The organism is Longivirga aurantiaca (genome assembly GCF_042660085.1).
GTDB classification, from domain to species: Bacteria; Actinomycetota; Actinomycetes; order S36-B12; family CAIYMF01; genus Longivirga; species Longivirga aurantiaca.
The window spans coordinates 29,781-49,409 of the sequence record NZ_JBHSTI010000009.1 but is presented as its reverse complement, the minus strand read 5'-3'; the positions used below and the strand labels follow the sequence as shown (position 1 = coordinate 49,409).

Genomic DNA, 19,629 nt, shown 5'->3' with positions numbered 1-19,629 from the left:
TAACCCTTCTCCGCGAACAGCCGCGACCCCTCACGGCACGCCCGCGCGATCGCCTTGCGCGTACGCATGGACTTCACGGACTCGGCCGCGTCCGACTCGGCGGGCTTGCGGGCCTTGCTGGGCTTCGCGCTCACGGCCATGGGTCCTCCGCCTGGATCCGGGGCCACGACGTACGGCCCCTGCTGGTCGCCCGGACGCGGCTCACGACGTGCACGACGCGTCTCGACCGGGCGCCCGGCAGCATATCCCGTCAGGCGCCCTTGTCGAAGAACCGCTGCAGGGCCTCTTTGCGCTCGGGTCGATCCGCGAGCTCCAGGGTACGGCTCTGCTCACGCTCGTACCCGACGCGGAGGTCCATCTCCTCGACCTCGTTCATGGCCAACTTGGCGGTGCGCAGCACGAGCGGATCATGGCGGGCCATCAGGGCAGCGATCTCGTGCGCCCGCTCCCTCAGCTTGTCCGCCGGCACCGCCTCGAGGATGCCGCCGAGCCGAGCCATCTCGGGTGCGGCCATGAGCTCGCCCGTGAGGAACATGTAGCGAACGATGTGCTGAGGCAGCATCCTCGCCAGGTGGCGCGGGCCACCCATCACCCCGACCTTGACCTCGGTGAGCCCCAAGCGGGCGTCGTCTGCCGCGATCACGACGTCGCACGACGAGGCGATGCCGATCCCGGTGCCGGTTGCCACCCCCTGGACCGCGGCCACCGTCGGGAGAGGGCAGTCCATGATCGCGTAGAAGGCCTCGCGCGCGTGGTACATGCGCTCCCGGGCATTGTCGGAGGTCATGGTGGCGAACTCGCCCAGATCGTTGCCTCCGCAGAAGTGCTTTCCGTCCGCGAGGAGGACGACGACCGAGGAGCCGACCAGGAAGCGGTCCACCTGCGTGAAGAGCCGGTGCAGCTCCCGGTACATGCGCTGGTTGACCGCGTTGACCGGTGGCCGGCTCATCACGACCGTGGCGATCCGGTCCTGGACGGTCCAGGTGAGGAACGCGAAGTCGGACGGCTCGTCGAGTCTCGTCTCGTCCGCCTCACGGATCGCCGGGTCGAACTCAGCCATGCGCGTCACCCTCCGCCGAGCAGATCGAGCGCCCGGGCGGCCACGCCGTCCATGCGGTCCGCCCGTGTGCCCATCCGCTCGTCGGACGTCTCACCCCGGGCGTACCGAGCGTAGAGCTGCTGCATGATCACGGCCGTCTTCCAGATGCCGTAGGCCTCGTACCAGTGGATCGACCCGACGTCCGTGCCGGTGCGGGCCGCGTAGCGCTCCACGATCGTCTGCCGCGAGGGAAGGCCGAGGGATTCCAGCCCGGGGATCGCGACGCGCTCGAGCTCCTGGCCGTCGGGGTCAGGGAGGTAGTTCAGGAGCGTCCCCAGATCTACGAGCGGATCGCCCACCGTGGCCATGTCCCAGTCGAACACGGAGATCACGCGATCGGGGCTCTCCGAGGAGAACTGGCAGTTGTCGAGCTTGAAGTCGTTGTGCAGGACGGTCGGCGGCGGCGAGACGGGGACGCGTTCGAACAGCCGGTCGGCGAGCCCCTCCATCAGCGGGTGGTCGGGGCCGACGTCCGAGACGGCGTCCCAACGCCGGCGCCACCCACGGAGCTGTCGCTCGAGGAACCCCTCGGGCTTGCCGAGGTTGATCAGCCCCGTGTGGTGGATGTCGACCAGGTGCAGGTCGATCAGCGCGTCGATGAGCGACATGCCGATGCGATGGCCGTGGTCCGGCATGGCCCTGATCACCGGCGGCACCGTGTCGCTTCCCCAGATGACGACGCCCGAGCGGTACTCGATGACGAGGAACTCGGCGCCGACAATGCTCACATCGTCGGTGTACGCCAACGGCTTCGGTGCACGGTCGTAGGCCACCCACAGCCCCGACAGGGCTCGGTGCTCACGCTTCATGTCGTGCGAACCGATGGCCAGCTGGCCCAGCGGCGGACGACGGACGACCAGCTGTCGGTCGCCGAAGGCGACCCGATAGGTGAGGTTGGCCGATCCGTTGGGGAACTGAAGCACCGAGAACTCGCCCACGAGCCCCGGGATGGTGTCCCGGAGGTAGCGCTCGAGCGCGACCCAGTCGAGGTCCTCACCCGGACGGACGGGCGCGACCTCGGTGAATCCCGGAACTTCAGACGTCGTCATCCGAAGGAACCTCCGGGCGAGGGAAGGTCGACGTCCGGGCCGAGCACGTCGCCGTACTTCTCGACGGCGGCGGCTCGCAGACGGAGCAGGTGCTGACTCGGGAAGACGTCCGGCGCGGGTACGGCGCCCTTGAGCAGCTCGCGCGCGAGGTTGAGCTTGTGGATCTCCGTGGCACCGTCGGCTAGGCCGAGCCCGTAGCTCTCGATGAGCCACTTGCCGAGGCTCATCTCGGTCGAGATGCCGATCGAGCCATGGACCTGGATCGACCGCGAGACCACGCTGCGCAGCATGATCGGCATGACCGCCTTGACCGCCGCGATGTCCTTGCGGACCTTGAGGTAGTCCTTGTACTTGTCGATGCGCCAGGCGGTGCGCATGACGAGAAGGCGGTACTGCTCGATCTCGATCCACGAGTCCGCGATCATCTCCTGGATGAGCTGCCGGCTGGAGAGCGAGCCGTTCTTCGTCGACCGGCTCACCGAGCGCTCGACCATCATGTCGTAGGCCTTCTGGGCCACGCCGACCGCACGCATGGCGTGATGGACGCGACCACCGCCCAGACGCGTCTGCGCGACGGCGAACCCGGCGCCGCGCGGGCCCAGGATGTTGCTGGCCGGGATCCGCACATCGTTGTAGCGGACATAGCAGTGCGTGGCGTCCGAGTCGGGGTGGCCCCACGGCGCAATGCCGCGGATGATCTCGACGCCGGGGGTGTCACGCGCAAGGACGAACATCGACGAGTTCTTGTGCGGCTCGGCGTCGGGGTCGGTGACGGCGAGCACGATGATGAAGTCAGCCAGGTTGGCGTGCGAGCTGAACCACTTCTCGCCCGTGATCACCCACTCGTCTCCGTCGAGGACCGCCTTGGTCTTGAAGTTCGTCGGGTCCGAACCGCCCGTGGGCTCGGTCATCGAGTAGGCGGAGACGATCTCGTTGCGCAGGAGCGGCTCGAGGTAGCGCTCCTTCAGCTCCGGGGTTCCGTAGTGCGCGAGGATCTCCGCGTTGCCGGAGTCCGGCGCCTGGCTGCCGAAGACCACGGGCCCGGCGACGGTGCGGCCGAGAATCTCATTCATCAGCGCGAGCTTGAGCTGGCCGTAGCCTGCACCTCCCAGCTCGGGGCCGAGATTGCACGCCCACAGCCCCTTCGCCCGAACGACGTCCTGAAGCGGCTTGATGAGCTCGTTGCGGATCGGGTCGGCCACGTTCCAGACGTTGCGGATGACCAGGTCCAGCGGCTCGACCTCGTTGCGGACGAACTCGTTCATCCAGTCGAGCTTCTCCTGGAACTCAGGCTCGGTCTCGAAATCCCACGCCACGCGTGACTCCCATGTCATGACCCGCCGGGGCGGGTCGGATCGGACTTACGGATGAAGGTGCTCGCCCACCACGGCCGCGAGCGTGTCGAGCTCGCGATCCAGAGTGGCCGGGGTGAACTGGGTCATGACCTTGGACACGATGAGGCGCTCGGCGCCGTTCTCGGCGTAGAAGGCCATCCGCTCTGAATCGGGATGCCGATCCGTGACGGTGATGCGCACCGTGCTGATGTCGCGGCCCGCCGCCTCGCAGGCCTGCCGGAGCAGCGGGAGCCCACGGACGAAGTTGTCGTAACCCGTCGGCATCCAGCCGTCGAAGTAGGCGACGGCGGCTGCCAGCCCCTTCGGCCCGGTGGCTCCCAGCAGGGCAGGCGGCCGTGGTGACTGGAGCGGCTTGGGCCAGCACAGGATCTGGTCGAACGAGACGTGCTGACCGGAGTAGCTCGCGACGTCCTGGGTCCAGATCGCCGTCATGGCCTCGAGGTTCTCGTGGAGAACATCGCGACGATCGGCGAACGCGACCCCGTGGTTCTCGATCTCCGGCACGTTCCAGCCGTAGCCGAGGCCCAGGACCAGTCGGCCGCCCGACAGCCGGTCGACCGACGCGATCACCTTCGCCAGCAGGATCGGGTCGTAGACGGCCAGCTCGCAGATGCTGGTGCCGAGCCTCAGGCGGCTGGTGGCCGTCGCTGCTGCCATGAGTGCGGTCCACGGGTCGTACGTGCGATTGACCCCCGGGGGCAGCTCCCCGCGCTCGCCCGGGTACTCCGTGGCCGGGACGTGCGGCATGTGCGTGTGCTCGCCGATGAACAGGGACTCGAAGCCGCGGACCTCGAGAGCTCGGGCGACCTCGTACGGCGACGAGCTCTCGTCGGTGAGCAGCGTCATCACGCCGATGTCCACCGAGCACCTCCCGCCTACGTGTACGCACTGCGACGTCAGGTCGTGACCGGACGCTCGGACGCTAGTGGCCGCCGAAGCGCATTGTCAACCGGGCGCTTGATTAATTCCCGTTGCGTGTGCCAGGGTGGTGGCGGTTCACGACGAGGGCAGACGCCCGTGCGTCAGGGGCCTCGCGGCCTCGGTCGCAGCCGGCGCCCGCGGTCCGGAGCGCGCGCTCAAGCTCGCCCACAGCGGGCCGGCCAGACCACCAGTGCACCGCTCGGCGGTGGAGGGAGACCAGACGTGCAGGACACCCTCGGCGGGATGCTCGTGCGAAGCTGCGAGCGTCACAGCGAGCTGACCGCGGTCCGGTCCGTGAACGGCGATCGCACGTACGCCGACGTCCTGCTCAACGCCGCGCGCGTCGCCAACGTGCTGCGGTCGCGCGGCCTCCAGCCGGGCGACCGCGTGCTCTTGATGCTGGAGAACTGCGCCGAAGCGGTCGAAGTCCTCATGGGGATCACGATCGCCGGTCTGGTCATCGTGCCCGTCAACGCTGGGTTCAAGGCCTCCGAGCTCGACCACGTCCTGCGTGATTCCGGGGCGCGCGGGCTGGTGCACACCGATGGAGTCCGAGCCTCCGTCGCCGGAGCACCCACAGCTGCGACCATCGACGTCGTCCTGCACCTAGCACCGTCCGAGTCGCCGTCGGGCAACAGGCTCGACTACGCCGCGGCCCTCGAGGCCGCCGAACCGGCTCTCGCCCTCCACGAGTCGCTGCCCGATGACCTTGCGATCATCGGGTACACGAGCGGAACCACCGGATTCCCCAAGGGCGCCATGGTCACGCAGTCGACGCTGGTCCTCTGCGTCCGCTCGAGCGTCGGGGTTCTGCGCGTCCCGCACTACAGCAGGCTCGCCTACATCGGCGGGCTCGGGTACGCCGCCCCCTGGTGGACCATCATCCTCCCGCACCTGTACGTCGGCGGGATGGTCAACCTCATCCGCGACTACACGGTCGACTCGTGGTTCGAGACCATGCGGCAGGACCGCACGACGTTCACGTACTGCCCGAGCCCTCTGATCGACCGGTTCGTCGAGAAGGCGCGGGACTACCCCGACGTCATCGCACACCTCGAGACGCTGAACCACAGCGCATCGGCAGCCACTCCCGCCGAGATCCGGAAGATCGTCGACCTCGTCGGCGACAAGTACTTCCACGGCTGGGGGGCGACGGAGATCGTCGGCGCGCTCACCTGCCTGACGCGCAACGATGCGATCGGCCTCGGGACGGCAGAGGACCGTTGGGCGACGGTGGGGCGCCCGGCACCTACCACACGGCTGTTCGTCCTCGATGACGACGGCAACGTCCTCCCACGCGGACGCGAGCACGTCGGGGAGTTCGCCGTCGAGCAGGACACCATCTTCGCCGGCTACTGGAACAACCCCGAGCAGACGGCAGCGGCATTCAAGGACGGCCGCTATCTGACGGGTGACGTCGGGTGGGTCGACCACCAGGGATACGCCTACATCGTGGACCGCAAGCGCGACATGATCGTCAGCGGCGGCGCCAACGTGTACCCGGCGGAGGTCGAGCGGGTACTCCGGGAGCTGGACGGCATCGCGGAGATCGCGGTGTTCGGCGTCCCGCACGACAAGTGGGGTGAGACCGTGGCGGCCGCGGTCGTCCGGCGCCCGGGATCTGCCATCACGGAGGAGGACGTCGTGGCCTTCGCCAAGGAGCACATGGCGAGCTTCAAGAAGCCGACCTCGGTCCGCTTCCTCGACGAGCTCCCCCGGAACGCCTCCCAGAAGGTGAAGAAGGACGCTCTGCGCGAGCTGTGGAGCACCACATGAGCACCACAGCCGGCGCGCTGCTGCTGACGGAGCCGACGGACGAGCTGCGCTCGATGGCCGAAGCCGTGCGATCGGTGCTGGCTGCCGAGTCCCCCATCGAGCGCGTGGCCGCGGTGGCCGACGGCCTCGACGGCCTCGACGCCCCGCTGTGGCGCACGCTGGCACAGGACCTCGGCGTCACCGGCGTGCTGGTTCCCGAGGCGCACGGCGGGCTCGGCCTCGGGTGGGCGGAGGCGCGTGTCGTGCTGGAGGCGCTCGGCAGCAGTCTGGCGTGCGTGCCGTTCGCCCCGAGCTGCGTCGTGGCGGTGACGCTGGTCCTCGCCGCCGGGGACGAAGGCGCTGCCGGCGACATCCTGCCCGGGATCGTCGACGGCAGCACGGTCGTCGCTGTCGCGCTGGGCGACGACTCCGTTCTCGCGCCGGTGAGCCGGTCGGCCGTCGCCGCCGAGCTCGGCGTCGACGGCGCCTGGGTCCTGACCGGCGACCAGCCCTTCGTCCCCTACGGCACAGTGGCCGACGCGATCCTTCTGCTGGCCCGAACCTCCGACGACGAGCACGGCTGGTTCCTGGTGGCGTCGGACGCCCGCGGCCTCTCCCGCTCTGCCATGTCCGTCGTGGACACCACCAGGCCGCAGGCACTGCTGAGGTTGGAGTCCACACCGGCGCGACTGGTCGGTGCTGTCGGCCGCTGCGACGACCTCCTCGCTCCGGTGCTCGATGCGGCGGTGGCGGCCGCGGCGTGCGAGCAGCTGGGGGCGAGTCGTCACCTCCTCGACCTCACCGTCGCCTACGCCTCGACCCGCTTCCAGTTCGGCCAGCCCATCGGGTCGTTCCAGGCGCTGCAGCACAGGCTGGCCGATCTGGCGATCTCCATCGACACCGCCGCCTCCGCGGTCGAGTACGCCGTCTCTGCCGCGCCGGCGGATCCGCGACAGCGCGCCGAAGCCGCCTCGATCTCCGGTGTCGTGTGCTCCGAGACGTTCTACCTGGCGGCGCTGGAGACGATCCAGATCCACGGCGGCATCGGGTTCACGTGGGAGCACCAGGCGCACCGCTACTACCGCCGCGCCCTCGCGTCCCGAGTCGCGCTCGGCTCCCCCGCCTTCCACCGCGAGCGGCTGCTGCAGTCGCTCGCCCTCTGAGCCAGGAGCCGACGTGGAGACTGTCGAGGAGACCGCCCACCGCGCGCGCGCGTGGTTCGACGACCGAGTCCCGAAGCGGCTCGACACCGAGTCGCGGTCGGGCAAGCCGTGGAGCGTCGCGATCTTCACCGACACCTCGCACGACGACGAGGTGCGGCTGTTGGACGAGGCCCGGGCCTGGCTGCAGGCGAAGTGGGACAACCGCCTCGCCGGGCTCGACTGGTCCGAGGAGTTCGGTGGTCACGGACTGACGCGGGCCCACGCCGACGCCGTCTCGGCTGTCGAGGCGGAGTACGACGTACCCCACCACGACCTGCTGCCGATCACGACGCGTCTCGTTGCTCCGATGCTGCGGCTGCTCGGGACCGACGAGCAGAGAGCGACGTTCGTCGGACCGCTCGCCCGGTCCGAGCTCGTCTGCGCGCAGCTGTTCTCCGAGCCGGCTGCGGGGAGCGACCTCGCCGGTCTGACGACTCGTGCCACCCGGCTCGACGACGGCGGCTGGTCCATCTCGGGGCAGAAGGTGTGGTCCAGCGGAGCGCAGTTCGCCGGCTACGGCCTGCTGCTCGCCCGTTCGGACGTCGACGTCGTCAAGCACGCCGGAATCACGGCGTTCCTGCTCCCGCTCGAGACTCCGGGCGTGGACGTCCGGCCGCTCCGTCAGATGACCGGTGGCTCCTGCTTCAACGAGGTGTTCCTCGACGACGTGCGACTGTCGGACGAGTACCGCGTGGGCGAGGTGGGGGGCGGCTGGAAGGTCGCCACGACCATGCTCGGCTTCGAGCGTGACGCGTCCGGGGACGACACCACGCTGGGCGGGTCCTGGATCCAGGTGCTCGCACTCGCCGAGGCCATGGGCCGCACGGGCGACCCGAGCGTGCGTCCCATGCTCGCCGACGCGTACACACGTCACGTCCTTGCCAAGGTGGATGTCGCCCGCGACCTCAGCGCGCGGCTACGGGGCACGCCGCGTGGCCCCGAGGGCTCGATGCGCAAGCTCCAGTGGGTCGAGGGCATGGTGCAGATCAGTGAGACGGTCGCCCAGATCCTGGGACCGCGCCTGGTCGCCGACACCGGCGAACCCGAGACCTATCTCTGGCACGAGCACGTTCTCGGCGCGCTGGGCTACCGCATCGCCGGCGGTTCCAACGAGATCCAGCGCGGCATCATCGCCGAGCGCATCCTCGGCCTGCCCTCCGGTCCACGCGCCGACCGAGGAATCCCCTTCAAGGACATCCCGACCGCGTAACCGCGACCCGATCCACCACTCGAAGCACGGGAGGCTGCCATGACCGCACGCCATCAGGGGCGCGTCGTGCTCATCACGGGTGGCGGCAACGGCATCGGTGCCGCCACCGCCGCAGCGATCGTGCGCGAGGGTGGGAGCGTCGTCCTCGGCGACATCGTCCTGGACGCGGCTGACGCACGGGCCGCGGAGCTCGGGGCTGCGGCGCTCGCGGTGCACCTGGACGTCGCAGATGCAGCATCGTGGGACAGCTACGTCGCCGAAGCGGTGAAGCGCTACGGCCGCATCGACGGGCTGGTCAACAACGCCGGCATCGCCACGGGGCACGGCCTGCTGGACACGGACGGCGCCGAGATGACCAGGATCCTGGCAGTCAACACGGTCGGCCCGTTCCTCGGCATCAAGGCCGCGTTGCCGCACCTGCGCGAATCAGGATCCGGGTCCATCGTGAACATCTCGTCCTGCGCCGGTCTCGCCGGCCTTCGCAGCAACGTCGCCTACTCCACGAGCAAGTACGCGATCCGTGGACTGACCAAGACCCTGGTGCATGAGCTCGGCGTCATGGGCGTCCGGATCAACAGCGTGTTCCCGGGCTACGTCGACACCCCGCTCAGTCGTCCCGACTGGGACAACCAGGCAGCAGCCGGACAGCAGCCGGCGAACGTCGCGCTCGGACGCACCGGCCACCCTCGTGAGCTCGCCGAGGTGGTGGCCTTCCTCCTCTCGGACGAGGCGTCCTACTGCACCGGCTCCGAGTTCGTCGCTGACGGCGGCCTGATGTCGGTCGTGCCGCCCCGCGAGCTGGGCTGATGTCATGACGGACCACGAGGCAAGGCTCGAGGAGCTCGCGGCCCGCGTGGAGATCGCGCAGGTCATCCTGCGACTTGCCCGCGGTACCGACCGACGCGACCGCGAGCTCATGCTGGCGTGCTACCACCCTGATGCAACCGACGACCACAACATGTTCCGGGGATCTGCCCGCGACTTCGCCGAGCTCGTGTCGACGTCCGACCCGGCGATGTGGGTTGCGACCAGTCACACCACCTCCCCACCCCTGGTAGAGCTGCGCGGCGACGTCGCCTGGGCGGAGACCACGGCAGTCGGCTTCCATGTTGGCCACGCGGACACGGGCGGAAGCCAGGCCGTCCTGCTCATCGGCTGCCGATACGAGGATCGCTTCGAATGTCGTTCAGGCGAATGGCGAATCGCGCACCGGACCGTGATCTACGACTGGGCGGGCCAGTCTGCTCTGGTCCCCGGTGATCGCCCCAGCCGGCGGATGCCCTTTCCCGACGACTTCGTGGTCGGGACGCGCGACGCCTCCGACCCGAGCTACGTCCTGCGCCTCGAGGCCTTGCGATGACCGGACGCGGCGATCCAGGGTCCGGGGCGCGCGAGCGTCCGACGCTGCTGGAGCGCCTCGACCGGGTCGAGAGCCGCCAGGCCATCGACGATCTCCTGCTCCGCTACTGCATGGCCTGCGACGACCGTGACATCGACGCGCTGGTGGGCTGCTACGCGGAGGACGGGTACTTCCTGTCGAGCGGCCGCCGCACCGAGGGCCACGAGGCGATGGCTCGGCAGTTCGCCTCGCGGCTCGCGGACTTCGGGCCCACGTACCACGTGATCCACGGGGCCATCATCGAGTTCGACACTCCCGACACGGCACGCGGCACCGTGCTCGCCCATGCGGAGCACATGGTGGACCGCGGGATCGTGCTTGCCGCGCACCGCTACCTGGACACCTACACGCGTGCCTCGGGGGCATGGCTCCTCGGCTCGCGAGAAGCACGCTTCTACTACGTCATGCCGCTGGCCGACCTGCCGACGATGGACCCGCGTCTTCCCCGGCGCCGCTGGCCAGGGAGCGAGCCTCAGCCCGCCGACCTCCCGGAGTCGCTGGCGAGCTACCAGGCCTTCCTCGGCCGCCACCGGCTCTAGCCGCGCCGGAACAACCGATAGCTGGGATCATCCTCCCCCGCCGTTCCCATCGCCGTCGCCTTCACGGCGTCGACCGGGATCGACTCCCCGCCCCAGACACCCTTGGGTACCGCGGGATCCGGGCCGGGCCAGTTGGCGAGCACCGGCTCTGTGTGGACCTCGCCGTCGTAGACCACGGTGCGCTCGGAGATGCGGAACTGGCCGTCACGTCGCGTCCACCGATCCAGATAGCGGCCCGAGCACGTGATCCGCCACTCGCGGCCCTCCGGGTCGCGCAGGCGGGACACCGACTCGAAATAGACCTCGCTCACGGCTCGGTCGCCGTCGACCTCGATGTGGTGCTGACCGAGCATGTGCGTCGTGCTGTACCACTCCACGGGGAAACCGGTGCCGTCGGTGCGGACCTTGGCGGCCAGACCCCACCCGCTGGAGTCGTTGCCGTACCCATGGTTGTCGATCGAATCCTCGTGGTACGCCGAGCGCACGAGCGCCTCGTCGCGACGATCGATGCCCCGCGCGTAGCGCGCCATGGCATCGACGATCTGCTGCTTGGCCAGAAGCTCTGCTATCGCCTGCCGGTCGTCCATGCTGGCTCCTCCGGGAAAGCGCTGATGGGGCCCGTCGTCTCCGACGGACCCCACCAGCGTTGGTTGCGAACTAGCCGTGCACGATCAGCTGGCGCCCCAGAGGGTCTTGTATGCGGTCTTCCAGTCGGTCGTGCCGTTGAAGAGCTCGCCCTCGGCGGGCAGGTTGTGGTTCGCGTCGATGAGCGTCGGGCCGACGCCCTGGGCCACGGGCTGCTCGCCGGCGAAGTACCGGTTCACGTTGTCCATGACGCCGAACGAGAGCCACGGGAAGCTCTGAGCGTTCGTGAGGCCCAGCTTGGCGCCGTCACGCACGGCCTGCAGGAGCTCGGGCTGGTTGCCCGAGCCGCCGGCGAGGGTGATGTCCAGGCCGCTGTCCTTGATGGCCTGGTTGCCGCCGCTGCCGGTGATGAGCGAGTCGAACGGGATGAAGACGCCGGTCGCTGTCGGGTTCTTGGCCAGGGCGACGGTGAACGCCTGGATCCACGGGCCGTTCGGCACGGTGTCGGCGTCGGCCCAGCGGACCTCCTGCAGGATCTTGCAGCCCGAGCAGGTGGCCATCTCGTCGCGGAAGCCCTTGTTCATGTACTCGTAGAAGCCGCCCTTGCCCAGGTTCGCGATGACCTGCGCGGTGCCGCCGGACGAGCCGATGAGGTACGCCGCAGCGTTCTTGCCGGCCGCCATGTAGTAGTCCTGCACGGTCGGCGCGGCCTCGCTGTAGACCATCTTCCAGGGGATGAGCGACGGCTGCGACGGGTCGATCTCGTTGCAGTCGAGCGACTGGAGACCGAAGACCGGCACGTTCTGGTCCTTGGCCTCCTGCAGCGCCTGCTGGACCACCGAGCAGTCCATGCCCTGGATGACAAGCGCGTCGGGCTTGGCAGCCAGCGCGGTGCGGATCGCGGCGGCGTAGCCACCACCCTGGTTCACCTTGCCGTCAGCGACGTGGAAGTCCCAGCCCAGCAGCTTCGCTGCCTCGCCACCGGCGTCGGAGAGGGTCTTGCAGTCAGGGACGGCGTTGCCGCACCCCATCCACCAGACGTTCTTGCCCTTGACGGGCGCCGGGCCCGTCGACGGCGGGTTGCCCACGAACTGGGTCGCGATCGCGTCGGCCCAGGCCGTGTCGGACGAGGGGGTCGCCGACTCGGAGGTGCCGGACGTGGCCGAGGTCGATGCCGCGCTGCTGCTCGGGGGGGCATCCGACGAGCTGCCGCATGCTGCGAGAACGGAGGAGAGCAGCACGATCGCTGCACCCATCCCCAGCAGGCGCTTGGAACTCCTGTGGACGGTCAACGTTGCTCCTAGGGAAACAGGACTTGCTCCGGACGGATGGGACTTCCTCAGGGCGAGCGCACCCGATCGAGCCGGGCGCGGATGCGCAGGTCCCGTAGAGCAGGCACGCGGCGTCGTGCCGTCTGGGGGCGGGCTACGTCACGGAGGACGTCGCTTCCGCGGGTTGTCCGCCTGACCCCGCGGTTGCGGGACTCGGCGGCGGGTCGTCGTCCGACTGCTGCAGGAGGCGCTTTGCCTTGCGCTCCCGCTGGCGGCCCATCAGCGTCGAGATGGCCACGGAGAAGACCAGGGCCGCACCGTTGAACACGTTGGTGACCCAGGCCTCGGCGCCGAGGAACGTGAAACCGTTGATGGCCACGGCAAGCGTGAAGATGCCGATGATGGTCCCCCACACGTTGTAGCGACCCGGGCGGATCGTCGTGGCACCCAGGAACACGGCAGCGAGTGCGGGGAAGAGGTAGTTGGAGGCGACGGTGGGGTCAGCACCGCCCTGTCGCGAGGTGAGGAGGGCTCCTGCCACCGAGGCCACCAGTGCGGAGCCCAGGAAGCTGAGCGCCACGAGCCGATCCACCGAGATGCCCACCAGACGAGCGGCGCTCTCGTTGGATCCGATGGCCTCCAGCTGGCGGCCGTTCGGCGTGTGCATGAGCGCGTACCAGACGATCAGCGCGACGACGATGAGCAGGTAGAACGGTCGAGGGATTCCGAACCAGGCGAGCGAGCCCCAGTTGGCGAAGTCCTTCGGCACCCCGAAGATGCTGGTGCCGTTGGTGTACCACTGCAGCAGCCCGGTCAGCAGGGTGAAGGTGCCCAGGGTCGCGATGAAGCCGTTCAGCCGGAGCTTCGCGACGAGGAACGCGTTGACTCCTCCGGCGAGCAGACCGATCAGGAGCCCGACAAGGATCGCGAGCGCAGGGGCCAGCTTGTAGTCGACCATGGCCGACGCGATGGCAACGTTCGCGAGCCCCGCGATGGCAGCCACCGACAGGTCGAAATACCCGGACACCAGCGGGATCACCATGGCCAGGGCGATCAGACCTGTCACGGACTGGTTGCCCAGGATGTTGATCAGGTTCGGCTTCGCCGCGAACAGGTCCTTGGTCTCCGGGTTGATCATGAAGAACGTGACCAGGAGGACGAGGAAGATGGGCAGACCAGCCACCTCGATGACCTCGCCGACTGTGCGGCGGGGCCGAGGGGTCAAGGTCGTGTGCGTGGTGTCCGACACGGTGCCGGTCATCCCTTCTCGGCAGATGCGACGGATGAGTCACTGTCAGGGGTGGGCATGGCCGCCGCGGGGGCTTCATCCGCGTGGCTGAGGCGCGCCAGGCGATGGGCGGTGATCTCGTCGCCCCGGAGCTCGGCGACGACTCGGCCGTTGCGGAGCACGATCGCCCGGTCGACCACCTGAGCGAGCTCCTGGAAGTCGGAGGCCACCAGGACTGCTGCGGCACCGTCCTGGGTGGCCCGCCTCAGGATGTTGTAGATCTCGGCTCGCGCACCGACGTCCACGCCCTGGGTCGGCTCGTCGAGCAGGATCAGCCGAGGCTTGCGACGGAGCCAGCGCGCGACGACGACCTTCTGCTGGTTGCCGCCGGACAGCGAGCTCATCAGGGATCGACCGGTCGGCACCTTGACGCGGTACTCCGAGATCAGCTGGTCTGCGTCCTGACGCAGGGCCTTGTCCGCCAGGACCAGCTTGCGCCAGTACTTCCCGATGACGCTGATGGAGATGTTCATGTCCACCGGCTCGTTGCCGAATGCTGCGTCGCGCAAGCGATGCTCGGGCACCATCGCGATCCCTGCGCCCATCGCAGACTTCGGACTGTCGGCCGCCATCGTCTGCCCGTCGAGGACGAAGCGTCCTGCGCGCGGCTGCGCGACGCCAAAGATCGACTTGAGGAGCGTGCTGCGACCTGAACCCATGACACCGGCGATCCCCAGCATCTCGCCGGCGTGGACCTCGAGCGAGACACTCTTGAGCGGCCCGACCGACAGGTTCTCGACCTTGAAGACGGCGTCTCCGTCGGGAACGACCGGCACATGCTCGAGCGCCTTGTGGACCGCTCGTCCGAGCATGAGGTCCACGAGCTGGGCCTCGTCGAGCTCGGAGGTGGGGAACGTACCGACCAGCTCGCCGTCGCGGAGGACCGACACGTAGTCGGCGAGCGCCAGAACCTCGTCCAGCCGGTGGCTGACGTAGAGGATCGATTGGCCGCTGTCGGCGAGGTCGCGCAACGACGCCAGGAGCGCGTCGACCTCCTTGACCGGCAGCGCCGCGGTGGGCTCGTCGAGGATCAGGAGGCCCTTGCCGCGGTCGTCCATGTCGCGCAACGACCGTGCGATCGCCACCTCGGTGCGTGCAGCCAGGGACAGTTCGGCGAGCGTGCTCTTGGGCCGGGCGGGAATCTTGAAGTCGCGGATCAGCTGCTCGGCCGACTTGTGCTGCTTGCGCCAGCGGATCCGGCCGAGCTTGCTGGTGTGGAACCCGCCGTCGATCGCGAGGTTCTCCTCAACCGTCAGCTCCGGGAAGACCGCGAGGTCCTGGTGCACCACACGGACGCCCTGGCGGTTGGCCACGGTCGGCGTGACGCGGTCGGCGTCGTACTCCTCACCGTTCAGCGACACCGTCCCACCGGGGTCGCCCTGGTAGACCCCCGACAGGATCTTGATCATCGTCGACTTGCCGGAGCCGTTCTCGCCGCACACGGCGTGGATCTCCCCGGGGAAGAAGTCCAGGTCGACCCGGCGCAGCGCCCGCGTGCCGGCAAACGTCTTCGTGACGCCGCGCAGCGAGACGACCGGGACGGCGGAGTCGTCCCGGACCGGCCGGGCCGACCGCGAAGCCGTGGAGGAGGTCACGAGGCTCCTTTCGCACGCGGGTCAGGAGTGTCGACGGTCGGCAGACGGGTCCACCGACTTCTGGGTGGTGCAGACAGTGGCATGCGCCGGTTCGTATATCAAGCGCTTGGTCGAATTGTTACGAGCGCGTTCCCGAACGAGGTCGCCGGCCCTCGTCCCCGAGCGCCCAGACCACCACGGTCACCTCAACGTCCGCTCTTCCCGGGCTGGCGGTACGTCGGCATTCCTTGCGTCACACCGGGTTGCCCGTGCACCTCTGAGGCCGCATCCACGCGCCACGGTGGTAGGCCGACAGCCGCCACGCCTGCCTTCCGCCCGGACAGGACTGATCGGGCGCTTGGTAGACACATTCGGCCTACAGTGGCCACGATCCGATCAGAAGGAGCACACGATGCGCGCCGTCCAGATCACCACGCACGACGGCCCGGGTGCTGTGCGCCTCGCGGACGTCCCCGATCCCGTGCCCGCGGCCGGCGAGGCCCTCATCGCCGTCAGGGCAGCCGGCGTGTCGTTCCCCGAGGTCCTCCAGACGCGGGGCCGTTACCAGCTGTCCCCCACCCTTCCGTTCGTCCCCGGTTCGGAGGTCGCGGGCGAGGTGGTCATGGCGCCCGCCGGCTCAGGGCTGGCGCCGGGCGACCGGGTGGCGGCCTTCACCATGCTGGGCGGCTTCGCGGAGCTCGCCGCCGCGCCTGTCACTCGCGTCCTGCCGCTCCCGGACGGCACGTCGTTCGATCAGGGAGCAGCGCTCCCCCTCAACTACCTGACCGCCTGGTTCGCCCTGGTGCAGCGGGGCCGGATGCGGGCGGGGGAGTCGGTCCTCGTCCAGGGCGCCGCGGGTGGTGTCGGCACAGCAGCCATCCAGGTGGCCCGGGCTTTCGGTGCGGGGACGGTGATCGCCGTGACCTCGACCCACGAGAAGGGAGCGGTCGCCCTGGGCGCCGGCGCCGACACCTACGTCCTGGCGGAGTCGTTCAAGGACGACACGCTCGCGGCGCATCCGGGAGGGGTCGACCTCGTCGTCGACACCGTGGGGGACGACCGGTTCACCGACTCCCTCCGCTGCCTGCGCGACGACGGCCGGCTTCTGGTCGTCGGCTTCACCGGTGGCGACATCCCCTCGGTGAAGGTCAACCGGTTGCTGCTCAACAACATCTCGGTCGTGGGCGTCGGGCTCGGGGCCTATGGGGTCACGCGACCCACGCACGTGCGCGAGGGATGGAACGCGCTCCTGCCCTTCGTCGAGAACGGCGCCCTTGCTCCAGTGATCGGCGAGGTCTTCACCCTCGACCAGGCGGACCAGGCTCTGAGGCTGATCGACGACAGGAGAGCGGTGGGCAAGGTGCTGCTCCGACCCTGAGCTCGACGACCGCCCTGAGGCTCCGCTCGCACTCCGAACGGGTCAGGCCCCCGTCCACTGCGGGGGGCGCTTCTCGGCGAACGCGCGGGGGCCCTCCTGGGCGTCGGCCGACGCCACGATGGCGGCCTCGTACGGTTCCTGGAGCTGCCAGAACTCCGCCTCGGTGGTGCCCTGGGTGGCACGGATCAGCTGCTTGGACGTCGCCACGCTCAACGGCGCGTTCCTCGCCACCCGCTGGGCGAGCTCGAGCGCGGCAGCGACGGCATCGCCCGGTTCGCAGACACGCGCCACCAGCCCGCGCTCGTAGGCCTCCTCGGCGAGGATCGGATCTCCGGTCAGCGCCATCTCCATGGCGGTGCTGTAGCCCACCCTGCTCGGAAGCCGCATGACCCCCCCTGCGGAGGCGAACAGCCCCACCTTGGCCTCGGGGATCCCCAGCCTGGCCCCCTTCGCCGCGACGAGGAGGTCGCAGGTGAGCGCCATCTCGAGGCCTCCGGCGAGTGCCAGCCCCTCGATCGCTCCGAGCAGGGGCTTGCGCGACCCGTTCCTGATGAACTCGTAGATGCCGCGCATGTTCTCGCCACGGCTGAACGCCTTGAGATCCATGCCGGCGGAGAACGCTCGCGTGCCGGCGCCGGTCAGGACGCCCACGGTGAGACCAGGGTCGTCGTCGAGGCGTCGCACCGCGGCGAGCAGACCCGCGACCAACGCCTCGTTGATGGCGTTCATGGCCTCGGGACGGTTGAGCGTGATGAGCAGGGTTCGATCCTGCTGCTCGGTGAGCACCTCGTCGGTCACGGGACACCTCTCGCGGGGACGGGACCGCGTGCGGTCCGAGAATCTCTCTACCAAGCGCTTGACAGTCTCAGCAGGCGGGTCCTACCGTCAACCCCGCCCGCACCAGAGGTGGCCGGGAAGGGGTCCGCGGCGATCGGACCCCGCCCCAGTCTCCCGCGAGAGCAGCCCGGTCGGTCCGCGACCGGCTGACACCAGTGACACGCCCCGCCCGTACGCGGGCGGGTGCGTGCTGTCCTTGGAGGTCGGCACGATGGGTGAGCTTCGACTCGACGGGCACGTGGCCGTCGTCACCGGCGCCGGTCGCGGCCTCGGTCGCGAGCACGCGCTGCTCCTCGCCGCGCGCGGGGCCCGCGTCCTCGTCAACGACCCGGGCGTCGAGCTCGACGGCAGTGGCGGGGACCTCGCGCCTGCGCAGGAAGTCGTGGACCTCATCGTGTCGCGCGGCGGCGAGGCGATCGCCAACTTCGACCCGGTCGGCACCGTCGAGGCGGGCGAGTCGATCATCGGTCAGGCCCTCGACACCTGGGGCCAGATCGACATCCTGGTCAACAACGCCGGGATCTTCACCGACCGCTACACGTTCCTGGACACCACGCAGGAGAGCTTCGAGCGCGTCCTCATGGTGCACCTGTACGGGACCATCAACTGCACCCGTGCCGCGTGGCCGCACATGCAGGCACGCGGCTACGGGAAGATCGTGAACACCACCTCGGCCGTCGGCTTCGTCGGCAGCACGGGACGCCTGGAGTACGGCGTCGCCAAGGCGGGCATCCACGGCTTCACGAGGACGCTCTCCCTGGACTCCCTCGACCACGGCATCTACATCAACGAGATCTCACCCGGCGCCGGCACGCGCCCCGTGAGCGCGAGCAGCAAGTTCTTCACCGACGAGCTGCTCGCCAAGTTCTCCCCCCATCTCGTGTCGCCCACCGTGCTCTGGCTGTCGCACCCCGAGACGAAGGTCAACGGAGAGACGTTCACGGCCATCGCGGGCACTACCGCGCAGGTGGTGATCGGCGAGGCGTACGGCTTCGGCTCCGACGACCCGTCCCCCGAGGACATCCGCGACAACGTCGAGCAGCTGTTCCTCGCCGACTCCGTGTACGACGCGGGGCTCGTGCGGCACACCGAGGCGGACGGCCAGGGCCAGGCGCTGATCGCGAGGTTCGGCAACCGCACCTGACGGGTCACGGGCACCCGTCTCACGACGGTGCCGCGAATCAGGCGTCGATCGTGCTCATGTCTGCATAGCGATCGCCACGAGGAGCGCCGAACGGTGCGACGGCGTCCAGGGCCGCACGATCGGCCTCGGAGAGCTCCAGGGCGACAGCAGCGGCATTCTCATCGAGATGCGCGATCCGCGTCGTCCCCGGGATGGGGACGACCCACGGCGCCTGGGCAAGCACCCAGGCCAGCGCGAGCTGGCCGGGCGTCACGCCGAGACGTCCCGCGATCAGCGCCACCTCGTCGACAAGAGCCAGGTTCGCCGCGAAGTTCTCGCGGGAGAAGCGAGGAAGTCCCCGTCGGTAGTCACCCGGGTCCAGGTCGTCCACAGATCGGATGCGCGCGGACAGCATGCCGCGTCCCATGGGCGAGTACGGCACGAAGCCGGCACCGATCTCGCGAACAGCGTCCAGGACGCCGTTGACCTCCGGGTCGCGGGTCCACAGCGACCACTCCGTCTCGACGGCCGTCACGGGGTGGACGGCGTGGGCACGCCGGATGGTCTCCGCCGACGCCTCCGAGATGCCGAGGTGGCGCACCTTTCCCGCAACCACGAGCTCCGCGAGGGCGCCCCAGGTCTCCTCTACGTCGACAGCCCTGTCGACGCGGTGCTGGTAGTACAGGTCGATGTGGTCGACACCGAGACGGCGCAGCGACGCGTCGCACGACGCACGCACGTGCTCGGGGCTGCCGTCGACGCCGACCACGGCGCCGTCGGGGCCACGCACGAAGCCGAACTTCGTCGCGAGCACCACCTCGTCCCGCCGGCCGGAGATGGCCCTGCCGACGATCTCCTCGTTCAGGTGGTCGCCGTACATGTCGGCCGTGTCCAGGAAGGTGACGCCGCGATCGAGAGCGTGCCTGATCGTGGCCCGCGCACGGGCGTCGTCGACCACCAGCCCCGGAAGCGTGAAGCCCATGCATCCCAGACCCACGGCGCTGACCACGAGCCCCTGGCCGAGCACCCTCTGCTGCACTGTTC

The 19,629-nt window shown here is 69.2% G+C and carries 18 protein-coding genes; 8 read left to right on the top strand and 10 right to left on the bottom strand.

What is annotated here, in order from left to right; all coding sequences use genetic code 11:
• Positions 1-250: 250 nt before the first annotated feature.
• The 4 genes from ACFQGU_RS15550 to ACFQGU_RS15535 are packed head-to-tail and all read right to left on the bottom strand — an operon-like array spanning position 251 to position 4,364.
• Positions 251-1,060, bottom strand: a complete 810-nt coding sequence (locus ACFQGU_RS15550; RefSeq protein WP_386768457.1) for an enoyl-CoA hydratase/isomerase family protein — start codon at positions 1,058-1,060, stop codon at positions 251-253.
• A 5-nt stretch (positions 1,061-1,065) separates the two neighbouring features.
• The gene (locus ACFQGU_RS15545; RefSeq protein WP_386768455.1) at positions 1,066-2,148 is read right to left on the bottom strand and encodes a phosphotransferase family protein; all 1,083 of its coding nucleotides are present in this window, start codon (positions 2,146-2,148) and stop codon (positions 1,066-1,068) included.
• A complete protein-coding gene (locus ACFQGU_RS15540; protein ID WP_386768453.1) occupies positions 2,145-3,464 on the bottom strand; it encodes an acyl-CoA dehydrogenase family protein in 1,320 nt (439 codons plus the stop codon). Before ACFQGU_RS15540 ends, ACFQGU_RS15545 begins: the two co-directional genes overlap by 4 nt.
• Before the next feature lie 45 nt (positions 3,465-3,509).
• Positions 3,510-4,364, bottom strand: coding sequence for a TIGR03619 family F420-dependent LLM class oxidoreductase (locus ACFQGU_RS15535; protein WP_386768451.1), 855 nt, complete (start codon positions 4,362-4,364; stop codon positions 3,510-3,512).
• 282 nt (positions 4,365-4,646) lie between these two features.
• On the opposite strand from ACFQGU_RS15535, the gene ACFQGU_RS15530 reads away from it, so the two are divergent.
• Genes ACFQGU_RS15530 through ACFQGU_RS15505 form a run of 6 tightly spaced genes read left to right on the top strand, consistent with a single transcriptional unit; the run spans position 4,647 to position 10,529 of the window.
• Positions 4,647-6,200, top strand: a complete 1,554-nt coding sequence (locus tag ACFQGU_RS15530; RefSeq protein WP_386768449.1) for a class I adenylate-forming enzyme family protein — start codon at positions 4,647-4,649, stop codon at positions 6,198-6,200.
• A complete protein-coding gene (locus ACFQGU_RS15525) occupies positions 6,197-7,342 on the top strand; it encodes an acyl-CoA dehydrogenase family protein (RefSeq protein WP_386768447.1) in 1,146 nt (381 codons plus the stop codon). The genes ACFQGU_RS15530 and ACFQGU_RS15525 overlap by 4 nt, the downstream gene beginning before the upstream one ends.
• A gap of 13 nt (positions 7,343-7,355) precedes the next feature.
• On the top strand, positions 7,356-8,591 hold the full coding sequence (locus ACFQGU_RS15520; RefSeq protein WP_386768445.1) for an acyl-CoA dehydrogenase family protein: 1,236 nt from the start codon (positions 7,356-7,358) through the stop codon (positions 8,589-8,591).
• Positions 8,592-8,630: 39 nt separating this feature from the next.
• Positions 8,631-9,398, top strand: coding sequence for an SDR family NAD(P)-dependent oxidoreductase (locus ACFQGU_RS15515; protein ID WP_386768443.1), 768 nt, complete (start codon positions 8,631-8,633; stop codon positions 9,396-9,398).
• Between the two features lie 4 nt (positions 9,399-9,402).
• Positions 9,403-9,951 carry a nuclear transport factor 2 family protein gene (locus ACFQGU_RS15510; RefSeq protein WP_386768440.1) on the top strand — a complete coding sequence of 183 codons (549 nt, stop codon included), beginning with the start codon at positions 9,403-9,405 and terminating at the stop codon, positions 9,949-9,951.
• Positions 9,948-10,529, top strand: a complete 582-nt coding sequence (locus ACFQGU_RS15505; RefSeq protein ID WP_386768438.1) for a nuclear transport factor 2 family protein — start codon at positions 9,948-9,950, stop codon at positions 10,527-10,529. Before ACFQGU_RS15510 ends, ACFQGU_RS15505 begins: the two co-directional genes overlap by 4 nt.
• On the opposite strand, the gene ACFQGU_RS15500 is transcribed toward ACFQGU_RS15505, so the two are convergent.
• The 4 genes from ACFQGU_RS15500 to ACFQGU_RS15485 form a co-directional block, all read right to left on the bottom strand.
• Complete coding sequence (locus ACFQGU_RS15500; RefSeq protein WP_386768436.1) at positions 10,526-11,116, bottom strand: nuclear transport factor 2 family protein; 591 nt, start codon at positions 11,114-11,116, stop codon at positions 10,526-10,528. The two genes, ACFQGU_RS15505 and ACFQGU_RS15500, sit on opposite strands and share 4 nt — an antisense overlap.
• A gap of 84 nt (positions 11,117-11,200) precedes the next feature.
• Entirely contained in the window at positions 11,201-12,406 is a 1,206-nt protein-coding gene (locus tag ACFQGU_RS15495) for a sugar ABC transporter substrate-binding protein (RefSeq protein WP_386768434.1), read from the bottom strand.
• A gap of 133 nt (positions 12,407-12,539) precedes the next feature.
• On the bottom strand, positions 12,540-13,568 hold the full coding sequence (locus ACFQGU_RS15490) for an ABC transporter permease (RefSeq protein ID WP_386768432.1): 1,029 nt from the start codon (positions 13,566-13,568) through the stop codon (positions 12,540-12,542).
• A gap of 74 nt (positions 13,569-13,642) precedes the next feature.
• Positions 13,643-15,268, bottom strand: a complete 1,626-nt coding sequence (locus ACFQGU_RS15485; protein WP_386768430.1) for a sugar ABC transporter ATP-binding protein — start codon at positions 15,266-15,268, stop codon at positions 13,643-13,645.
• 391 nt (positions 15,269-15,659) lie between these two features.
• Here ACFQGU_RS15485 and ACFQGU_RS15480 point away from each other — a divergent pair, with 391 nt between their 5' ends.
• A complete protein-coding gene (locus ACFQGU_RS15480; protein WP_386768428.1) occupies positions 15,660-16,625 on the top strand; it encodes an NADPH:quinone oxidoreductase family protein in 966 nt (321 codons plus the stop codon).
• A gap of 42 nt (positions 16,626-16,667) precedes the next feature.
• Here the strand turns inward: ACFQGU_RS15480 and ACFQGU_RS15475 are convergent, their stop codons facing one another.
• The gene (locus ACFQGU_RS15475; RefSeq protein ID WP_386768425.1) at positions 16,668-17,423 is read right to left on the bottom strand and encodes a crotonase/enoyl-CoA hydratase family protein; all 756 of its coding nucleotides are present in this window, start codon (positions 17,421-17,423) and stop codon (positions 16,668-16,670) included.
• 250 nt (positions 17,424-17,673) lie between these two features.
• Here ACFQGU_RS15475 and ACFQGU_RS15470 point away from each other — a divergent pair, with 250 nt between their 5' ends.
• Complete coding sequence (locus ACFQGU_RS15470) at positions 17,674-18,606, top strand: SDR family NAD(P)-dependent oxidoreductase (protein WP_386768423.1); 933 nt, start codon at positions 17,674-17,676, stop codon at positions 18,604-18,606.
• A gap of 37 nt (positions 18,607-18,643) precedes the next feature.
• On the opposite strand, the gene ACFQGU_RS15465 is transcribed toward ACFQGU_RS15470, so the two are convergent.
• On the bottom strand, positions 18,644-19,624 hold the full coding sequence (locus ACFQGU_RS15465) for an aldo/keto reductase (RefSeq protein ID WP_386768421.1): 981 nt from the start codon (positions 19,622-19,624) through the stop codon (positions 18,644-18,646).
• Positions 19,625-19,629: the final 5 nt, after the last annotated feature.